The following is a 17367-nucleotide window of genomic DNA, read 5'->3' as shown; positions in this document are numbered from 1 at the left end:
AAGCTAATGCGAAATGCGCAGTTTGGCTTGCCTGCCCGGGGCTCTATGATGTGCTCATCCCGGCCATCCGGCCTGCGGCATCCATTCTCCCGGACACCATCGACCTCATGAGCACACTTCCCTCCGACCTCCTGCAGCGCATTGCCGACGGCGCCGCCCAGCGCGATGCACAGCGTGAACAACCCTTTGCCCTGATCGAAGAAATCAAGGCCACCGGCTTCGGTGCAAGGCGACTCGACGCCGAGTACGGTGGCGGTGGCGCCACTTTCGTGCAGACCCTGGAGACCGCCATCGAACTGGGTGCGGCCGACCCCAACATCGCTCACATCTGGCGCAATCACCATGTGGCCCTGGAACGCGTGCTCAACGCACCGCTGCAACATCCGAGCGTGGCCGCACTGCGCGAGCGCGTGCGTGCCGGCGACCTGATCGGCGCCTCCCATACCGAACTGGGACAGGCGCAGATCGGCGGCACCGGAGTGCTCTCCACGCGTCTGGTCCGCCAGGGTGAGCACTATGTGCTCAACGGCCAGAAGTTCTATTCGACCGGTTCGCTCTTCGCCGACTGGCTGCACGTGACGGTGTCGGTGGAAGACGGCCGCCGCGCGGTGGTCCTGCTGCCCCGCCAGCGCGAAGGCGTGCAGACCGTGGACGACTGGTACGGCATGGGCCAGCGCCTGACCGGCAGCGGCACCACCAACTTCGAGAATGTCCTGGTGGCCCCGCACGAAGTGCTGTTGCCGGATCAGGTACCAGCGCGCCAGGCGGTGCTGGGCTCGACCATTGCGCAACTGTTCCTCACGGCGGTCATAGCCGGCGTGGTCAGCGCAGTGGCACGCGACGCCAGCGCGCTGCTGTCCAAACGCAAGCGCAACTACTACTACGCACCCACGCCGGCGGCGGCCGATGACCCTATCCTGCTGAGCGCCCTGGGCGAACGCGATGCCGATGCCTTCGCCACCCGCGCCATCGTGCTGGCCGCCGCCAGCGAGGCCGACCGCGCCTATGCCGCCCTGAAGAGCAATGCGGCCGATGCCGATGACCGCCTGCAGGATGCCGCCGCTGCCGCCGCACGCGCCAAGGTGGTGGTGGATCGCATCGCCCATCACGCCGCCACGGCCCTGTTCGACATCGCCGGAGCCTCGGCCACCCTCACCTCGGCCAATCTGGATCGTCACTGGCGCAACATCCGCACCATCTCCACCCACAACCCGACCTCGCACAAGGCCTTTGCACTGGGCAACCTGAGCGCGAACCAGGTCCGCCTGCCGACCCAGGGATTCTTCTGAACGCGCGGGGGCTCACGCTACGCCCCGCGTTTTCCCCTTGCCCCGGCTGATGCCGACAAACCGACGTAACTGGCAATGGCGGTAAACGTTCCAATTTGGTTTGATGTTCTATAAAGTAGACAAAAAACCAAATAAGGAACACATCGCTGTGGCAAACATGTCGGCCAGCAATCCGCCTGCGACAGAGGCAAGGCAGCCGGGCCAGAGTGTGGCAGTGCGCGTGCGGCGCAGAGTTTGGCCTCTGTGGCGTCGTTGGCATCCATGGCACCTCCTGCTCCTGTTGTGCTGCCTGCTGACGCTTTCCGCGAGCCAGGCCAAGGTACTCTCCGTCGGCGTCTACCAGAATCCACCCAAGATCTTCTTCGACAGTGCCGGCACCGCCTCGGGCCTGCATATCGACCTGTTGCGCCAGATCGCCACCCATGAAGGCTGGCAACTGCGTTTCCAGCCCTGCGAATGGCAGACCTGCCTGCAATGGGTGGAAAACGGCCAGATCGACCTTCTCCCCGATGTCGCATGGACCGAGCAGCGCGAAAAAGTGCTGCAGTATTCGGCCGTGCCGGCGCTCTATAGCTGGTCCATCCTGTACCGCAACCGGGCAGTGGTGATTGACTCGGTATTCGACCTCAAGGGCAAGAAGATCGGTCTGCTCGACAGCTCGGTGCAGTCCGGTTATTTCCGCACCCTGATGGACAATTCCGGGATCAGGCTCACCCTGGTGCCGTTGAAGAGTGTGGAAGAAGGTTTCCGCATGACCGCTGCTGGCCAGATCGATGGCATCATCGCCAGCCAGCAGGCCGGCGACATGCTGGCCGACCGTTATGGCCTGGCCGACACCAGCATCGTGTTCCAGCCGGTCAAGCTGTTCTTCGCGAGCAGCAAGCAACAGCCGCCCGAGACCCTGGCGGCCATTGACCGTGCCCTATCACAGTGGCAGGCCGATCCGCGCTCCATCTACTTCGATATCCTGCGCAAGTGGGGCCGCGGCGCGACCTCGCTACCGATGTATATGTGGTGGTTGCTGGGAGGCGCCCTGGCCCTGCTGGTCTGCGCCTTGTTCATCGCCGTCTATCTGCGCCGGGAAGTCGCCCGGCGCACCGCCAGTCTCAGGCAAAGCGAAGCCTCGCTGCGCATCGCCGCGGCGGCCTTCCATTCCTCGGAAGCGATCTGGGTCATGGGCGCCAATCGCAGCGTGCTCGATGTCAACGCCGCCTTCACCGAACTGACCGGCTATCGGCAGGCCGACCTTGATGTTGATGCACAGGGGATGCCTCCTTGCCGTCAAGAACAGGAAGACCAGGATTTCCGGACCAGCCTGTGGCGCCTGATCCAAAGTCAGGGGAAATGGCAGGGCGAGCTGTGTGTCCAGCGTCGGGGTGGCGACGAGTTCCACGCCGTGCTCACCCTGACCGCAGTGAACGATCCGGCCGGTGGCGTGAGTCATTATGTGGGCACGCTGCTGGATATCAGCAGCCAGAAGCGCCTGCAGGAGGAAACCCGTCAACTGGCCTTCTACGACCCGCTCACCGGTCTGCCCAACCGCCGCCTGTTGCTGGAGAAGATCCAGCTTGCCAGCTACCGTGGCCAGCCGGCAGACGGCGGTCAAACCGTGGGGGCACTGTTCTTTGTCGATGTCGACAACTTCAAGGACCTCAATGATGCCCTGGGTCACACCGTTGGCGACCAGCTTTTGCAGCAGGTGGCGCAGCGTCTGCAGAATCTGATCGGCCGCACCGGCATGGTGGCGCGCCTGGGCGGGGACGAATTCGTGGTGCTGCTCGATGCACTGCCGCCGCAACATGCCGAACTGCTGGCCAGCCGGTTCGCCCAGCGCATCATCGATTCCATGGAAGCACGCTTCGACTTCAATGGCGTCGGGCATTTTGCCACCTGCTCGGTCGGCGTGGCATTGATGCGCGACCCGCATGCCAGCGTGCAGGACCTGCTGCGCCAGGGTGATCTGGCGATGTATGCGGCCAAGAAAGCGGGACGCAACACCTTCTGCTTGTTCAACCAGGAAATGGAATCAGCCCTGCACTTTCGCACCGGCCTGGAGAACGACCTGCGCCGCGCCATCGAGAATGGGGAGTTCAGCCTGCACTACCAGCCGCAGCGCGACCAGGCTGGTCGCCTGATCGGCGTGGAAGCGCTGGCGCGCTGGCACAATCCGTTCCGGGGCCAGGTCTCGCCTGGCCTTTTCATTCCCGTGGCGGAGGCCTCGGGCTTGATCCTGCCACTGGGCCATTGGGTATTCGAGCAGGCCTGCCGCCAATCCGTGCGCTGGAACGGCAGTGACAACGGCAATCGTCCGCCGGTGGTCATCGCGGTCAATGTGAGCGCGCTCCAGCTGCGCCAGCCGGATTTCGTGCAGGACATCCTGCGCACCATCGAGAAGACCGGCGCACAGGCCGCCCACCTCAAGCTGGAATTGACGGAGTCGGCCATGGTGGAGGACATACAATCCACCATCGACAAGATGCTGGAGTTGAAGCGCCATGGGCTGACGTTGGCGCTGGACGATTTCGGTACCGGCTATTCCTCGCTGTCGCTGCTCAAGCGACTGCCACTGGACCAGCTCAAGATCGACCAGTCATTCGTGCGTGAGCTGCTGGCGACGCCCAGCGATGTGGCCATCGCCAGGAGCATCATCACCCTGGCCGATGCCCTGGGCCTGGAAGTCATTGCCGAGGGCGTGGAGACCCGCGAGCAGCAGCAATTCCTGGCGGCACTGGGCTGCACCCGCTACCAGGGCTATCTGTTTGGCAAGCCGGTACCGGCCGAGCAGTTCGACGGAAGCTATTGATCACACGGGATTGGCCATGATGGCCGGCGACCGGCAGCGGCGGTGCTCAGTGGGCGGCGCTGCGATCGGCCAGCATCAGGTATTCGGCATGCAGGTGGGCGGCTTCCAGCACCTTGCGGTATTTGTCCCGGTCGGCCGGGACGCTGGCGAGTTCATGCTGCAGCAGCTGTCCGATGATCTCGCTGGCCTCGGCCGGTTCGGTGCCGGCCGTCTGCATCGCCAGCAGGCAGTTCCTGACGGTGGCGCGCACCAGTTCGGCGACCGGTTCATCCTGTTCGGACATGTCGCACAGCCGGACGATGATGCCCAGATGGCGGCGCGCGATGCTCATGGCGTTGGTACACATGGTCTCCTCCTTATCATGGGTTCACGATAGAACGGCGACCAAGTGCGCGCCATCAGGCGTTTCCTGATTGCAAGCCCGGCAACAGCAGCGGGGATTCAGATTGCCTGCAGCAGGACCTCGCCCAGCGCCAGGATCACCACCACCGCCAATGGCGGCAGACGCCAGGCCATCAGCAGCACCATGCCGGTCACGGCCAGCGCAAAATCGCGGGCATTGAACACCGCACTGGTCCACACCGGGTTGTAGAGCGCCCCCGCCAGCAGGCCGACCACGGCGGCGTTGGCCCCGCGCATGGCGGCCTGGGCCAGCGGTCGTTGCCGGAAATCGTCCCAGAAGGGCAACGCGCCCAACAGCAGCAGGAAACCCGGCAGGAAGATCGCCAACAGGCACAACACGGCCCCTGCCACGCCATTGGGGAAGGCTTGCATCACCGTGCCAAGATAGGCGGCGAAGGTAAAGAGCGGACCCGGTACCGCCTGCGCGGCACCATAGCCGGCCAGGAAGACATCGTTGGACACCCAGCCGGGGCCGACCACTTCGGCCTGCAGCAAGGGCAGGACCACATGTCCGCCGCCGAAGACCAGTGAGGCCGAACGATAGAAGGCATCAAACACGGACACGGCGTGCAGCCCGGACCACGTCGCCACCATCGGCAAGCCGACCAGCAACAGCAGGAAGGCAGCCAGGCAGGCCAGGCCGACACCACGCGACACCCCGAATCCCAATTGCCCCCGGCTGGCCACGGGAAGGTCACGACAGAACAGCAAGCCGGCCACGGTGCCGAACAGGATGGCGGCGATCTGGCCCACGGCACTGCCGGCGCCGACCACGATCATCACCGCACCCAGCGCGATGCTGATGCGCTGTCGATCAGGTGTGATGGTGCGCGCCATGCCCCAGACGGCCTGCGCCACCACCGCCACGGCCACGATCTTCAGACCGTGCAGCAAGCCCGCCCCGACGGGGCCCGACATGGTCCCTGCCGCCAGGCCAAAGAGCAGCAGCAACAACGCCGATGGCAAGGTGAACGCTGCCCAGGCGGCCAGGGCAGCCCATGGGCCGCCACGCAACAGACCCAGGGCGAAACCAACCTGGCTGGACGCCGGGCCGGGAAGGAACTGGCACAGCGCGACCAGATCGGCATAACTGCTTTCGGCAATCCAGCGTCGGCGCACCACGAGCTCTTCGCGGAAATAGGCCAGGTGCGCCACCGGTCCACCGAAAGAAGTCAGCCCCAGCTTGAGGAAAACGCGCAGTACCTCGCCCGCGCTGCCGCGCGCTGCGCGGTCATCCTGCGATATTGGATTTTCGTTGTGCGTCATTGCGCAAGAACTCACTTTCTGCATCTCGATGGCGTCTACGCCGCAGGGCGCGCTGCCGGCTGGCCGGTCGGATCGCCGGCAAGCTGGCTATCATAATGCAGCCGTTCGAACATACCAACGCCATGTACAGGCAGCGAAGATCCGGCGCCGCGTTTCGCCGCCCGGACTCGCTCTTCTAAACAATAACACTTCTCATTCGTCTACCAGAGAGCGCGCCATCCGGCTCGTGCCAGCCAGGCTGGCAATCCCTCCATGCGTACTTCGCTCTCGACCATGACCAACAGATACAGCAACAAGCTCCCTTGCCACCCCCTGCGCCCACACCTGATGGTGCAGTCCCTGCGACTGGCCCTGCTCGGTTTATCGGCAACCTCCTCCGCCTGGGCGCAGAACGACCCGGCCAGTACGGTCCTGCCGCAGGTCACGGTCACCGCCAATGAAGAAGAGAAAGCCACCGGCCCGGTACACGGCTTCGTCGCCCGGCGCAGCGCCACCGCGACCAAGACCGACACCGCCATCACCGAAACCCCGCAATCGATCTCGGTGGTCACAGCCGACCAGATTGCCACCCAGCAGGCGCGTACCGTGGCCGAAGCTCTGGGTTACACCAGCGGCGTGCAGGTATCCACCGGGGCCTTCGCCATCGTCGACACCGCCTCGCTGCTGCGTGGCTTTGCGCTCAACAATGGCGGTTCCTTCTACCGCGATGGCATGCTCACTTCCTCCAACGCCAGCTACAGCCGCTATGCGCCGGAGCCCTACGGCCTGGAGCGCATCGAACTGCTGCACGGTCCGGCCTCGGTGATGTTCGGCCAGAATTCGCCGGGCGGACTGATCAACGTGGTCTCCAAGAAGCCGACCACCACCGCGCTGCACGAACTGCAGGTGCAAGTGGGCAGCTTCGACCGCAAGCAGGTGGCCGGCGATTTCGGGGGCGCCCTGGATGCCGCCGGCGTCTGGTCCTATCGCCTGACCGGCCTGGCGCGTGACGCCGGCACCCAGGTCGACGGTACCGTGGACCGCCGCCTGTTCCTGGCCCCGGCCATCACCTGGCGCCCGGACGAGCATACCGAATGGACCGGGCGCTTCGAATACCAGCGCAGCGAAGGCCTGTCCAACAACCTGTTCCCGGCCAGCGGCACGGTCAGCCCCAATCCGAACGGCCAGATTCCCACCAGTACCGCGCTCGGACGCGCCGGCGACAACAACGAGCGCTACGAGAACTGGTCGCTCAGTTCGCTGTTCTCGCACCAGTTCAACGAAGTCTGGAGCTTCCGCCAGAACCTGCGCTATACCGACTACAACGGTACCCGCAACAACCTGCGTTTCGCCGCCTTCTTCCCCGCCACGCAGTCGGCCGTGGCGGCGCTGCAGCGCTGGCGCCTGGGGACCGATTCCAATACCTTCACCGCCGACCACCAGTTGCAGGCCGACTTCGGCACCGGTCCGCTCAAGCACAAGGTATTGATGGGCCTGGACCTGCACCATACTGCCGGTACCGTGCGCGGCTACGTCAGCCCCAATACCGCGGCCGGCTATGTGTTCTCCAACATCTACACCACCAGCTACGGCAACCTGCCGGCGGTGGCCGAGAACTACAACCTGCGCACCCAGGATGATCAGATGGGCCTCTACCTGCAGGACCAGATCAAGCTCGGCGAGCGCTGGATCCTCTCGGCCGGGCTGCGCCATGATCGTTCCGACCAGAAGGTGAGCAATGCCATCGCCCGTACCGTCACCGACCGCAGTGACCGCGCCAATACCCGCAACCTTGGTCTGGTCCACGAAATGGCCGGCGGCTTCTCGCCCTACCTGAGCTACACCGAGTCCTTTACGCCCACGACGGGCCTTAGCTATGGCGGTGACATGCTCAAGCCGGAGCGCGCCAAGCAGTACGAGACCGGCATCAAGTACGTACCACCAGGGACCAATGCCCTGATCACCCTGGCGGTGTTCGACCTGCGCCGGCAGAACGTGGCTACCGCCGACCTGGCCCACGCCGGATACTCGATCCAGACCGGGGAGGCGCGCTCGCGGGGCGTGGAACTGGAAGGCAAGATGTCGCTCGCCGATGGTTTGAACCTGACCTCCAGCTACAGCTATACCGATGCCAAGGTCACCAGCAATACCTCCAGCAGCAGCGCCACCAGCACCGTGGGCAAGGCGCTGCCGGGCGCGGCACGCCACAATGCCGGCGTGCTGCTGGACTATGGATTCCAGCGTGGCGCCATGGCCGGCACCCATCTATCGGCCGGGGTCCGCTACATCGGTCGCTCCTACGGCAATGCGCTCAACACCTTCGAAACCCCGGCCGTCACCTTGCTGGACTTCGGGGCGAGGATGGACCTGGGTCGCTTCAATAGTGAGTGGCGCAACATCGAACTGGCGCTCAAGCTCAACAACGTGACCGACCGGGTCTATGCGTATTGCTCGGAACTGTGTGAATACGGCGCCCGTCGCACCGGACTGCTCCAGTTGACCACCCGATGGTAATGCGCGCCAGCCTGGCAGGTCGGGCCAGCGCCTGGCTATGCCGCCATGCGCCCAGCCGCCACGCGCTGGTCCTGCTGCATCGCTGGAACGGGCTGGCGCTGGCCTTGTTCCTGCTGGTGGCCAGCCTGACCGGCAGCCTGCTGGCCTTCGAGGATGAACTCGATCTGTGGCTGGCGCCCGAACTGCATCTGGCGCATCCCGCGCCGGGGCAATCGGCATCAACCATGCTGGACCCCTACCAGTTACGCGAACGGGTGGCGCTGGCGCTGGGGCCACAGGCTGATGTCAGCCAGTTGGTCCTGCATCCGCAAGCGGGCCGTACGGTACGCTTCCTGGTCGGCCCGGCCATCGACCGCGCCACGGGCAAGCCCTTCCGGCTGGGGTATGACGAAGTTCTGGTCAATCCCCATACCGGGGCGATCCAGGGCCTGCGGGACCGCCAGAAGATCAGCCTGGAACCCTCCGCGCTGATGCCGCTGGTGTTCAACCTGCATCACTCGCTGACCTTGCCGCGCGTGGCCGGGGCACTGGTGATGGGTGTGGTTGCCACGTTGTGGACGCTGGACTGCCTGGTCGGCATGATCCTGACCTGGCCGCGTGGACGGCCTTTCCTGGTGAAGTGGAAGCCGGCCTGGCTGGTCAAGTGGCGGGCCGGTTTCTATCGCGTCAATCTGGACCTGCACCGCGCCTTCGGCCTCTGGTGTTGGGTGCTGCTGCTGGTGCTGGCCTGGTCCAGCGTGATGTTCAACCTGCGTGACCAGATCTACCTGCCGGTGATGTCACGCCTGCTGCCCTTCGATTACAGCTGGCGCGCCGCGCCGGCCCAGGCCAATGCAGCGGCGCAAAGCGATGCTCTACCGATGTCCTGGCCACAGGCACACGCCATGGCGCGCCATGCCATGGCCGGCTTCGCCGCCCAGCGCGGATTGCAGATCGACTTCGAGGAAAGGCTGAGCTACGACCGCCGGCGCGGGGTGTATGCCTACATGGTCCACAGCAATGCCGACCTGCGCAGCGACGTCGGCAATACCGGCCTGCTGATCGACGCCGCCAGCGGCCAGATCCGTGGTCATTGGCTACCGACGGGGGACCGTAGCGGCAATACCTTCAGCAACTGGATCGGTGCACTGCACATGGGGCATGTGTTCGGGCTGCCCTGGCGCATCGCGCTGGCCGTACTGGGATTGGCGGTGAGCCTGTTGACGGTCACTGGCGTGGTGATCTGGTGGAAGAAGCGTGGCGCCCGCCAGCTGCAGCGCCGCGTGCTCAGCCGCGCTCCCCGGGGGCAGGAATGAAACCCAGCGCCAGCCACAGGCTGCACGCTTCGCGATAGGCGGCCAGATGGGCGGGGTCGGCTTGCAGCCATTGCTGCAGGGCCTGTCGCTGAGTGTCGTCGAGGTCTTCCAGCTCGTGCTCGCGCATCACCCACGAGACGGCGGTCTGCCACGCGGTCGATGTAGAGGAAACGGAAGGCTGGGACATGGATGATGGATCGATGGAACGATGCGCAAATGCCGGGAAGATCCATGCCACCCCTCCGGGCAGCACGAGTGCGCATCATAGCCTATCGCCCGGCCCCGGTGCCGCCGCAGGTTGCATCGGCCTGCAGATGTGCGCGGCAGGCGTCGAGGGCATCGCGGATCAGGAAATTGACCAGCGTCGCCGAGACGCCGAGTTCGGCGGCGATCTCGCGCTGGCTCATGCCGCTCAGTCGATACAGTTCGAAGGCTCGGCGCGTGCGCGGTGGCAGGCTGGCCAACGCCTGGCCGATCAGCGCCAGCGTCTGGCGGCTGATGGCGATGGCTTCCGGTCCGTGCGTTTCGTCGTGTACGGTCTGGCCCTCTTCCTCGACGGCAAAGACATCACTCTCGAAGGCGCTGCGGCGATGACGATCGATGGCCAGGTTGCGCACGATGCGCAGCAGGTAGGCCGAGGGCTCGCGGATATCGAACTGGGCCGGGACTTCGCTGATCTTGAGATAGGCGTCCTGCACCACGTCTTCAGCACGGTGCGGGCAACCCAGGATGCGCAGCGCCGCATCCCGCAGACGCCGCCGCTGGCCGATGAAATGCTCGCGCAGGTCCGCTGCCGCTGCGTCCTGGTGAGGTGTTGCCTGCCGGTCATGCATGATGAATGGTCCCCTTCCCTCTGGCTACCAGCGATAGCGGGCGCTCAACAGCGCCATCCGTTCTTCGGCCCAGAAGCAGGTCAGGGTCGGCTCGGCCAGGCAGGAGGTGCTCTGGCGATTGCTCAGGTTGCTGATGTTGAGCGCATAGCGCCAATGTCCCTGGTCCAGCCGCAGCATGGCGTCCAGCAGCACCACGGCGGCATTGCGTACGCTGTTGTCGGCATTGGCATAGTTGATACCGACATAGCGGGCGCCGCCGCCCACGCCCCAGCCTGCCCAGCCTTGGCCCGGGGTGTAGTCCAGCCACAGGCTGGCCGCATGGCGTGGCACCAGCACCGGCGACTTGCCTTGCAGGGTGGGATCGACATGGCGCGTGTTGATGGCCTGGGTGTAGGTGTAGGCAGCCGCGAGGTTGAGACCCGGCAGCAGCCTTCCCTTGGCTTCCAGCTCCACTCCGCGCGAGCGGACCTGGCTCTGGGCGAGGTAGGCATTGGCATGCTGCGGGTCGGCGGTCAGCACGTTGTCCTTGCTGACCTGATAGAGGGCGGCGGTATAAAGCAGGCGGTGCGCCTGCGGCTGGAACTTGAGGCCGACCTCGAACTGCCGGCCGTAGGACGGTGCAAAGGGCTGGCCGGCAGCATCCTGCCCGGTCTGCGGGAGGAAGGAAGTGCTGTAGTTCAGATAAGGCACCAGACCGGGGGAATGGGTCCACGCCAGCCCGAGACGATGACTCCACGCCTGGGCGCGGCTGTCCAGGCGCGAGGGCCCGATATCGTTGCGGGTGGTATCGGTGACGCGGTCACGGCGACTGCCCAGGGTCCATACCCAGGCGCCATCGCGGATCTGGTCCTGGACATAGACGCCGGTCTGGCGCATGTCCTCATGCAGTTGCGCATACAGGGTGGAGGCCAGGGCAATGGGCATGCCGTAGACCGGTTGTGCCAGGTCCAGCGCGGGCGCCGTTCCCCGATAGCGCTGCTCGTCCTGGTGCATCTGCATCAGGTCCAGCCCCACCAGCAGCGTATGGTCGACCTCACCCTGCTGCCATCGACCTTGCAGACGGGTATCGAGCTGGGTGCTGGTCAGTTGCGTCTGGTAGCGGGCGCTGCTGCGCGCGAGCACGCTGCCGCTCACGCTGACCGGGTTGAGGACCGAGTAGTCGGAACGCAGTGCCGCGTGACGAAAGTCTTGCTGCAGGCGCCAGGTGGCATCCAGCCGCTGGTCCAGCATCCAGCCCAGCGACCATTGCTCGCCGCGCTGGCGGTCCGTACCCGGATCACCCACCAGGGTATGGGTAAGACCGCCGTCGGCCCGCACCGCCGTCCAGCGACTGCTGCCACTGCGGTCGCGCAGGTAGTCGGCCAGCAGTATCAGATGACTGTCGCCGTCCAGTTGCAGCTTCAGTGAGGGGGCCAGGTACAGCCGGTCGTTGGGCACGGCAGTACCGTTGTCGTAGCTGAACTGGGTATTACTGTCCAGCGCCAGGCCCACCAGGCGGCCCTGCACCCGGCCTGCATCGTCGAGCGTGCCGCTCAGGTCGGTCGCCAGTTGGCGCCGCTGGAAGCTGCCGATCCCGGCTTGTATCTCGTTGGGGGCATCGGATCCGGCCACCTTGCTGATGCGATTGACGACCCCGCCCGGATCGGCCTGTCCGAAGCTGGCCGAGGCGGCGCCGCGCAAGACCTCGACCCGTTCCAGCCCATACGCCTCGGTGCGGAACATACCGAAGCCGGCCACCGGCTGGCGCAGGCCGTTGAGGTAGTTGCTGGTGTTCTGGGCGTTGATGAAACCGCGCAGGTTGAAATAGTCATAGCCGCGCGGATCGACGCCATGGGTTTCGGTATTGGCACCGGGCATGTAGCGCAGCACGTCGAGGATACTGTCGGCACCGCGTGCTTCCATTTCAGCACGGGTGACGACCGACAGCGACTGGGCAATGTCCAGCAAGGGCGTGGAGGTACGGGTGGCGCTCTGGCCGGCGCGGACGGCATAGTCGTCCGCGCTGTCGGAGAACTCGACCGGATCGCGACGGCCATCGATGATGACGTCCTTGAGCCGCTGCGCCTGCTGGCGTAGCGGCTTGCCGTCATCACTCGCACTGCTGCGCCATTGCAGGCCGTAGCTCCCATTGGCAGCGCGTACCGCGTGCAGGCCGCTGCCGGCCAGCAACTGCGCCAGTCCCTCCTCTACCGTCAACGTACCGGCCAGCGCCGCCGCATGGCGGCCCTGCACCATGTCCGGCGCATACGAGAGCGTGATGCCGGCCTGACGGGCGAAGTGATTCAACGCCTGTTCCAGCGGGCTGGTCGCGATATCGTAATGGCGCCGTCCCTGTGCCATGGCCTCGGCCGGCCCCAGGCACAGGCTGCCAAGGACCAGCAGCAGCGCCATCAGCGCCGGCAAAGCTTTGCCGGCGCTGATGGCGGCGCGGGAGTTCAGGGACAGGAATGGGTTGGGTGGCATGCGCAAGCGGTTCGATTCGTCGGGCTTCACTGGGATGCCGAACGAACCCGCCAGAACCCGTAATCGGAACCGAAAAAAATCTGCCGGCCTGCTCAGTCCCGCCCGGCCGCCGCCAGCCGCACCCAGAATCGGGTGCGCCGTTGCACGACCACCGGCAGTGCCTGTGCCAGCGAGTCCAGGGCCGCATCGTTGTCCTGTAGCTGGAACACCCCGGATATCCGCAAGTCGGCCACGGCCGGATCGCACTGGAGCCAGCCATGGCGATAACGGGCCATCTCGGCAACCAGATCGCCCAACCGCATCTGGCGCGCCACCAACGTCTGTTCCAGCCAGGCAGTGGGGTCCATGGATGCGCTCAGGATGGCCTGGCGCTGCAGTTGCCCCTGGGCATCGATCTCGACCATTTCGCCGGGCACGATGACCTCGCGCAGGCCCGTGACCGTCTCTACCGCCACCTGCCCTTCGATCACCGTGAGTCGGGTCGCCTGCGCCTGCTGGCGCACATCGAAACGCGTGCCCAGCGCCTGCAACATGGCATGTGCGGTACGTACCCGCAATGGGCGATACTGCGCGGATTGCGTATCCTTGCCGCTATCGACGAAGATTTCGCCCTGGCGCAGTACCAGCAAGCGTTGCGCCAGGTCAAAGCGGACCTGGACCTGGGAATCGGTATTGAGTGCCAGCGCGGTTCCGTCGCTCAGTCTCAGCCTGCGCTGCGCGCCGGTGGCCGTCGTGTAGCCACTGCCTTCGAGCAAGTCGAACCAGCCGGCCTGGCGTGCCGCCAGTGACGCCATGGCCAGGCCACCCAGGCCCAGGGCCACGCCTCCCAGCCAGCGGCGCCGCGCCTGGCGCCGCTGACGGCTGCGGGTCAATTGGTTCAAGGGAGCCTGCCACTGGCCTGCGGGGACGGGCAGCGCCACCAGTTGCTGGAATTGCTCCTCGGCCGCCATCAGTTCCCGCCATACCTGCGCATGGGCGGGATTGGCCCCACACCACTGCTCGATCTGGCCCTGCAAGCCAGTGTCACCGCCGGGGTGCCCGGGGTCGGCACGCAAACGGACCAGCCAGGCGATCGCCTGGTCGAGGACCGGGTCGTCGACACCGGAATCGGTGGAGCTGGCTGGCGGCGTGGCAGGCATGGCTGTGGCGCAAGGCAGTGCGCTAATCCCGCAGGGACTGTCGCATCAGGTAACAATGGCGGATCGCGGCCGCCATGTATTTCTCCACGCTGCTCAGGGAGACGCCCATGCGGGCGGCAATCTCGGAATAGCTCATCTGCTCCAGGCGCGACAGCAGGAACGCCTCGCGTGCCCTGGCGCCCAGGCCTTCCAGCACGGCGTCGATGGCGGCCAGCAGTTCGATGAGCAACATCCTTGCTTCTGGTGAAATGGCCTCCGGCTGGGGCAGTGCAGCGATGGCCTGCAGGCAGGCGCGCTCGACCTCGTCGCGACGCACCTTGTCCACCACCAACCCATGCGCGATGCGGCTCAACCAGGCCCGCGGCTCGCGCACCTCGTCCAGCGCACGCGGCTTGCCAAGCACGCGCAGGAAGGTGTCCTGGGCCAGATCGGCGGCGTCGACACTGCTGCCGATGCGGCCACGCAGCCATTGCTGCAACCAGCCATGGTGCTCGCGGTACAGCATCTGGAAACGCTCGGCATCGGCGAGAGACGGGACGGGCATGGGGGCGGGGGAAACAGACTTAGATAATAATAATTCTCATTTTAATCGGCCATATGAAGTTTTACAACGGTCAGGGTGAGGGTCACCGTCTCCCCCCGCTCGCCCTGCTGCCGGGACAACAGTCCGCCAGTGGGTCGCCCGGGCCTGTCCAGTCCAGTCCTGCCGGAATGATGTTCCGGGATTGAGCCATCGCTGAAAGCGTGTCGGGCCTACCGCCTGCCATGGCATGCCGTCGCGGCACTGCACAAAAAAATTCTATGCGGTTTGCCTGCCCTACTTTGGAAGAAAAGATCGGCCATGGCGCCGTATCCTCAATGCGGTAGCGAACATGTCGTCATCTCTCGCACACCCTCCCCTCCCATCGCCACCTACTTTCTGGAGCAGCACATGTCTCTGCAGGACTTCAAGGTACTCACGTTTGACGTCGTCGGCACCCTCATCGATTTCGAAGGAGGCATGCTAGCCTACTTGCGCCAGGCGGTTCCCGACAGCACGATCCCGGACGACGATTTTCTGGCAGCCTATCGCGCCGCGCGCAGCGACGGCAACACCGGTTGGTATCCAGATGACCTGGAGCGTTGCTGGCATGTCATTGCTCCCGGCCTGGGGCTGCCCGACAGCGCCGAACTGGCCCGCGGACTTCGTGATTCGGTAGCGCATTGGCCCGCCTTCCCCGACTCGGTTGAGGCGCTGCAGCGGCTGCGCAAGCACTTCAAGCTGGTCACCATGACCAATGCACAGCATTGGGCGCTTCAACATTTCGCGCGTACCCTGGGCGAACCCTTCGACCTGCTGCTCAGCTGTGACGATGCCCTGTGCGAGAAGCCCGATCCGCAGTACTTCGCCTATGCACGCGGCCGCTTCGAAAGCCAATGGGGCTATCGCCAGGCCGACAACCTGCATGTGGCGCAAAGCCAGTACCACGATATCGGTGTTTCCATGCGTCTGGGCATCACCACCTGCTGGATCGAGCGCCGGCACGACCAATCCGGCCCGGGCGGCACGATTGCCTCCCAGCACACCGTGCCCGACTACCACTTCCACACATTGGCCCAACTGGCCGATGCGGTCGACGCCGGCCGTTAAGTCGTGTGAACCGGCGCCGCACGGCGACGCCGGCCTGCATCAGCGCATCCGGGACCAGGTAGGCCGCAGCTTGCAGCCGGCCGCTGTCCTCACGTCTCAACCACCAGGGAGCTGCATCATGGACGACAACAGCAAGAACAGAAACGACCTTCTCCTCAGCGCCGCCGACAGCGCCGGCCTGATGGAATGCATGAAACGCGGTGCCAGCCGGCGCGACATCCTCAAGATGCTGCTGGCAGGGGGCATGCAGGCCAGCCTGGCAGGCGGCCTGGCCAGTAGCGCCGTCAGCGCCTACGCCCAGACGCCGCGCCGCGGCGGCCGGCTGCGCGTCGGCGGCGATACCGCCTCGGTCAGCGATACACTGGACCCGGCCAAGCAGTCGAACAAGACCGATTATTCGCGCGGCACCATGCTCTATAACGGTCTGACCGTACTGGATGCCACGTTGACGCCGCAACCGGCGCTGGCCGAGTCCTTCAGCAGCAAGGATGCCAAGGTGTGGGTATTCAAGCTGCGCCACGGTGTCACCTTCCATGACGGCAAGCCGCTGGTGCCGGCCGACGTCGTGTTCTCGCTGATGCGCCACAAAGACCCGGCGACCGCCTCCAAGGCCAAGACCCTGGCCGACCAGATCGACAGCGTCAAGGAGACCGGCCCCAATGAAGTGACCGTCACCCTGGTGGCGCCCAATGCAGACCTGCCGGTGATCGTAGGCACCTTCCACTTCCATATCGTCAAGGCCGGAACCACGGATTTCAGCACCGGCATCGGTACCGGCCCCTACAAACTCAAGGAATTCCTCCCCGGTATCCGTTCGCTGGTGGTACGCAACGACAATTACTGGAAGCCAGGCAAGCCCTATCTGGACGAGATCGAGTATGTCGGTATCGGCGATGAGAGCGCGCGCGTCAATGCACTCCTCTCGGGCGGCCTGGATCTGGTAGCGAACCTCAACCCGCGCTCCATCGAGCGGGTCAAGGGCAGCCCCGGCTTTGCCGTGCTGGAAACCCAGTCCGGCGCCTACACCGATCTGATCCTGCGCAAGGATGTCGGGCCCGGCAGCAATCCGGATTTCGTGCTGGCCATGAAATACCTGATGGACCGTGAACTGATGCGCAAGAACATCGCCCGTGGCCATGCCGTCCTTGGCAACGACCAGCCCATCGACCCCACCAACCCCTTTTTCCTCGCCGGCCTGCCGCAACGTCCGATGGATCTCGATAAGGCCAAATATCACCTGCAGAAGTCCGGCGTGACCGGCAAGGTACCGATGGTCTGCTCAGTGGCGGCGGTATATTCGGTCGACATCGCCACGGTCATGCAGCAAACCGCACAACGCATCGGCCTGGAACTGGAACTCAAACGCATGCCACCAGAGGGTTACTGGTCCAATCAATGGCTCAACAATCCGGTCGGGTTCGGCAATGTCAACCCGCGGCCAAGCGCCGACGTGCTGCTGACGCAGTTCTTCCAGTCCCAGGCGGCCTGGAATGAATCGCGCTTCAAGAGTGAAAAGTTCGACCAGTTGCTGACCAGTGCCCGCGCCGAGATCGATCCAGGCAAGCGCAAGCAGATGTATGGTGACATGCAGACCATCATCCACGAGCAAGCCGGCATCGGCATCCCGATGTTCCTGGCCAGCCTGGACGGCTACAGCAGCAAGCTCAGGGGCCTGTCGCCGATTCCGTTGGGCGGCATGATGGGGTACTCCTTTGCCGAGCATGTCTGGCTGGAAGCCTGACTCGGTCCCTGAT

13 protein-coding genes are annotated in these 17367 nt (G+C 65.0%); 6 read left to right on the top strand and 7 right to left on the bottom strand.

The features are described from left to right. Positions 1 to 107 precede the first annotated feature (107 nt). Positions 108 to 1289: an acyl-CoA dehydrogenase family protein gene (locus I5R65_RS01050; RefSeq protein ID WP_196871890.1), complete on the top strand. Its 1182-nt coding sequence runs from the start codon at positions 108 to 110 to the stop codon at positions 1287 to 1289. A 280-nt stretch (positions 1290 to 1569) separates the two neighbouring features. Continuing rightward, positions 1570 to 4092, top strand: a complete 2523-nt coding sequence (locus I5R65_RS01045; protein WP_231395025.1) for an EAL domain-containing protein — start codon at positions 1570 to 1572, stop codon at positions 4090 to 4092. A 46-nt stretch (positions 4093 to 4138) separates the two neighbouring features. Here I5R65_RS01045 and I5R65_RS01040 read toward each other — a convergent pair whose 3' ends face one another. Continuing rightward, entirely contained in the window at positions 4139 to 4438 is a 300-nt protein-coding gene (locus I5R65_RS01040) for a hypothetical protein (protein ID WP_196871889.1), read from the bottom strand. 95 nt (positions 4439 to 4533) lie between these two features. Continuing rightward, positions 4534 to 5760: a chromate efflux transporter gene (chrA, locus tag I5R65_RS01035; RefSeq protein ID WP_196871888.1), complete on the bottom strand. Its 1227-nt coding sequence runs from the start codon at positions 5758 to 5760 to the stop codon at positions 4534 to 4536. A gap of 252 nt (positions 5761 to 6012) precedes the next feature. Between chrA and I5R65_RS01030 the strand changes: the two genes are divergently transcribed. Further along, positions 6013 to 8253 (top strand): TonB-dependent siderophore receptor, encoded by a 2241-nt coding sequence (locus I5R65_RS01030; protein WP_231395024.1) that lies wholly within the window; start codon positions 6013 to 6015, stop codon positions 8251 to 8253. Beyond that, on the top strand, positions 8253 to 9548 hold the full coding sequence (locus tag I5R65_RS01025) for a PepSY domain-containing protein (RefSeq protein ID WP_196871887.1): 1296 nt from the start codon (positions 8253 to 8255) through the stop codon (positions 9546 to 9548). Before I5R65_RS01030 ends, I5R65_RS01025 begins: the two co-directional genes overlap by 1 nt. On the opposite strand, the gene I5R65_RS01020 is transcribed toward I5R65_RS01025, so the two are convergent. From I5R65_RS01020 to I5R65_RS01000, 5 genes are all read right to left on the bottom strand, one after another. After that, positions 9520 to 9735, bottom strand: coding sequence for a DUF4880 domain-containing protein (locus I5R65_RS01020; RefSeq protein ID WP_196871886.1), 216 nt, complete (start codon positions 9733 to 9735; stop codon positions 9520 to 9522). The two genes, I5R65_RS01025 and I5R65_RS01020, sit on opposite strands and share 29 nt — an antisense overlap. An 82-nt stretch (positions 9736 to 9817) precedes the next feature. Then, positions 9818 to 10381 carry an RNA polymerase factor sigma-70 gene (locus I5R65_RS01015; RefSeq protein ID WP_196871885.1) on the bottom strand — a complete coding sequence of 188 codons (564 nt, stop codon included), beginning with the start codon at positions 10379 to 10381 and terminating at the stop codon, positions 9818 to 9820. Positions 10382 to 10405: 24 nt separating this feature from the next. Then, positions 10406 to 12844, bottom strand: coding sequence for a TonB-dependent siderophore receptor (locus tag I5R65_RS01010; protein ID WP_196871884.1), 2439 nt, complete (start codon positions 12842 to 12844; stop codon positions 10406 to 10408). Positions 12845 to 12936: 92 nt separating this feature from the next. Then, entirely contained in the window at positions 12937 to 13983 is a 1047-nt protein-coding gene (locus I5R65_RS01005; protein ID WP_196871883.1) for a FecR domain-containing protein, read from the bottom strand. A 22-nt stretch (positions 13984 to 14005) separates the two neighbouring features. Continuing rightward, the gene (locus I5R65_RS01000) at positions 14006 to 14527 is read right to left on the bottom strand and encodes a sigma-70 family RNA polymerase sigma factor (RefSeq protein ID WP_196871882.1); all 522 of its coding nucleotides are present in this window, start codon (positions 14525 to 14527) and stop codon (positions 14006 to 14008) included. A gap of 387 nt (positions 14528 to 14914) precedes the next feature. Between I5R65_RS01000 and I5R65_RS00995 the strand changes: the two genes are divergently transcribed. Both I5R65_RS00995 and I5R65_RS00990 read left to right on the top strand, forming a co-directional pair. Next, entirely contained in the window at positions 14915 to 15613 is a 699-nt protein-coding gene (locus tag I5R65_RS00995; protein WP_196871881.1) for an HAD-IA family hydrolase, read from the top strand. Between the two features lie 118 nt (positions 15614 to 15731). After that, on the top strand, positions 15732 to 17354 hold the full coding sequence (locus tag I5R65_RS00990; RefSeq protein WP_196871880.1) for an ABC transporter substrate-binding protein: 1623 nt from the start codon (positions 15732 to 15734) through the stop codon (positions 17352 to 17354). Positions 17355 to 17367 lie beyond the last annotated feature (13 nt).

This window comes from Herbaspirillum sp. AP02 (assembly GCF_015767275.1).
Taxonomy (GTDB): domain Bacteria; phylum Pseudomonadota; class Gammaproteobacteria; order Burkholderiales; family Burkholderiaceae_D; genus Herbaspirillum.
This window is presented reverse-complemented; position numbering and strand designations above follow the sequence as displayed.

What these genes read in the sequence shown, in the direction of transcription:
- I5R65_RS01050 (WP_196871890.1), top strand. Translation starts at nt 108, where the DNA reads ATGAGCACACTTCCCTCCGACCTCCTGCAGCGCATTGCCGACGGCGCC.
- I5R65_RS01040 (WP_196871889.1), bottom strand. Translation starts at nt 4,438, where the DNA reads ATGTGTACCAACGCCATGAGCATCGCGCGCCGCCATCTGGGCATCATC.
- chrA (WP_196871888.1), bottom strand. Translation starts at nt 5,760, where the DNA reads ATGACGCACAACGAAAATCCAATATCGCAGGATGACCGCGCAGCGCGC.
- I5R65_RS01030 (WP_231395024.1), top strand. Translation starts at nt 6,013, where the DNA reads ATGCGTACTTCGCTCTCGACCATGACCAACAGATACAGCAACAAGCTC.
- I5R65_RS01025 (WP_196871887.1), top strand. Translation starts at nt 8,253, where the DNA reads ATGCGCGCCAGCCTGGCAGGTCGGGCCAGCGCCTGGCTATGCCGCCAT.
- I5R65_RS01020 (WP_196871886.1), bottom strand. Translation starts at nt 9,735, where the DNA reads ATGTCCCAGCCTTCCGTTTCCTCTACATCGACCGCGTGGCAGACCGCC.
- I5R65_RS01015 (WP_196871885.1), bottom strand. Translation starts at nt 10,381, where the DNA reads ATGCATGACCGGCAGGCAACACCTCACCAGGACGCAGCGGCAGCGGAC.
- I5R65_RS01010 (WP_196871884.1), bottom strand. Translation starts at nt 12,844, where the DNA reads ATGCCACCCAACCCATTCCTGTCCCTGAACTCCCGCGCCGCCATCAGC.
- I5R65_RS01005 (WP_196871883.1), bottom strand. Translation starts at nt 13,983, where the DNA reads ATGCCTGCCACGCCGCCAGCCAGCTCCACCGATTCCGGTGTCGACGAC.
- I5R65_RS01000 (WP_196871882.1), bottom strand. Translation starts at nt 14,527, where the DNA reads ATGCCCGTCCCGTCTCTCGCCGATGCCGAGCGTTTCCAGATGCTGTAC.
- I5R65_RS00995 (WP_196871881.1), top strand. Translation starts at nt 14,915, where the DNA reads ATGTCTCTGCAGGACTTCAAGGTACTCACGTTTGACGTCGTCGGCACC.
- I5R65_RS00990 (WP_196871880.1), top strand. Translation starts at nt 15,732, where the DNA reads ATGGACGACAACAGCAAGAACAGAAACGACCTTCTCCTCAGCGCCGCC.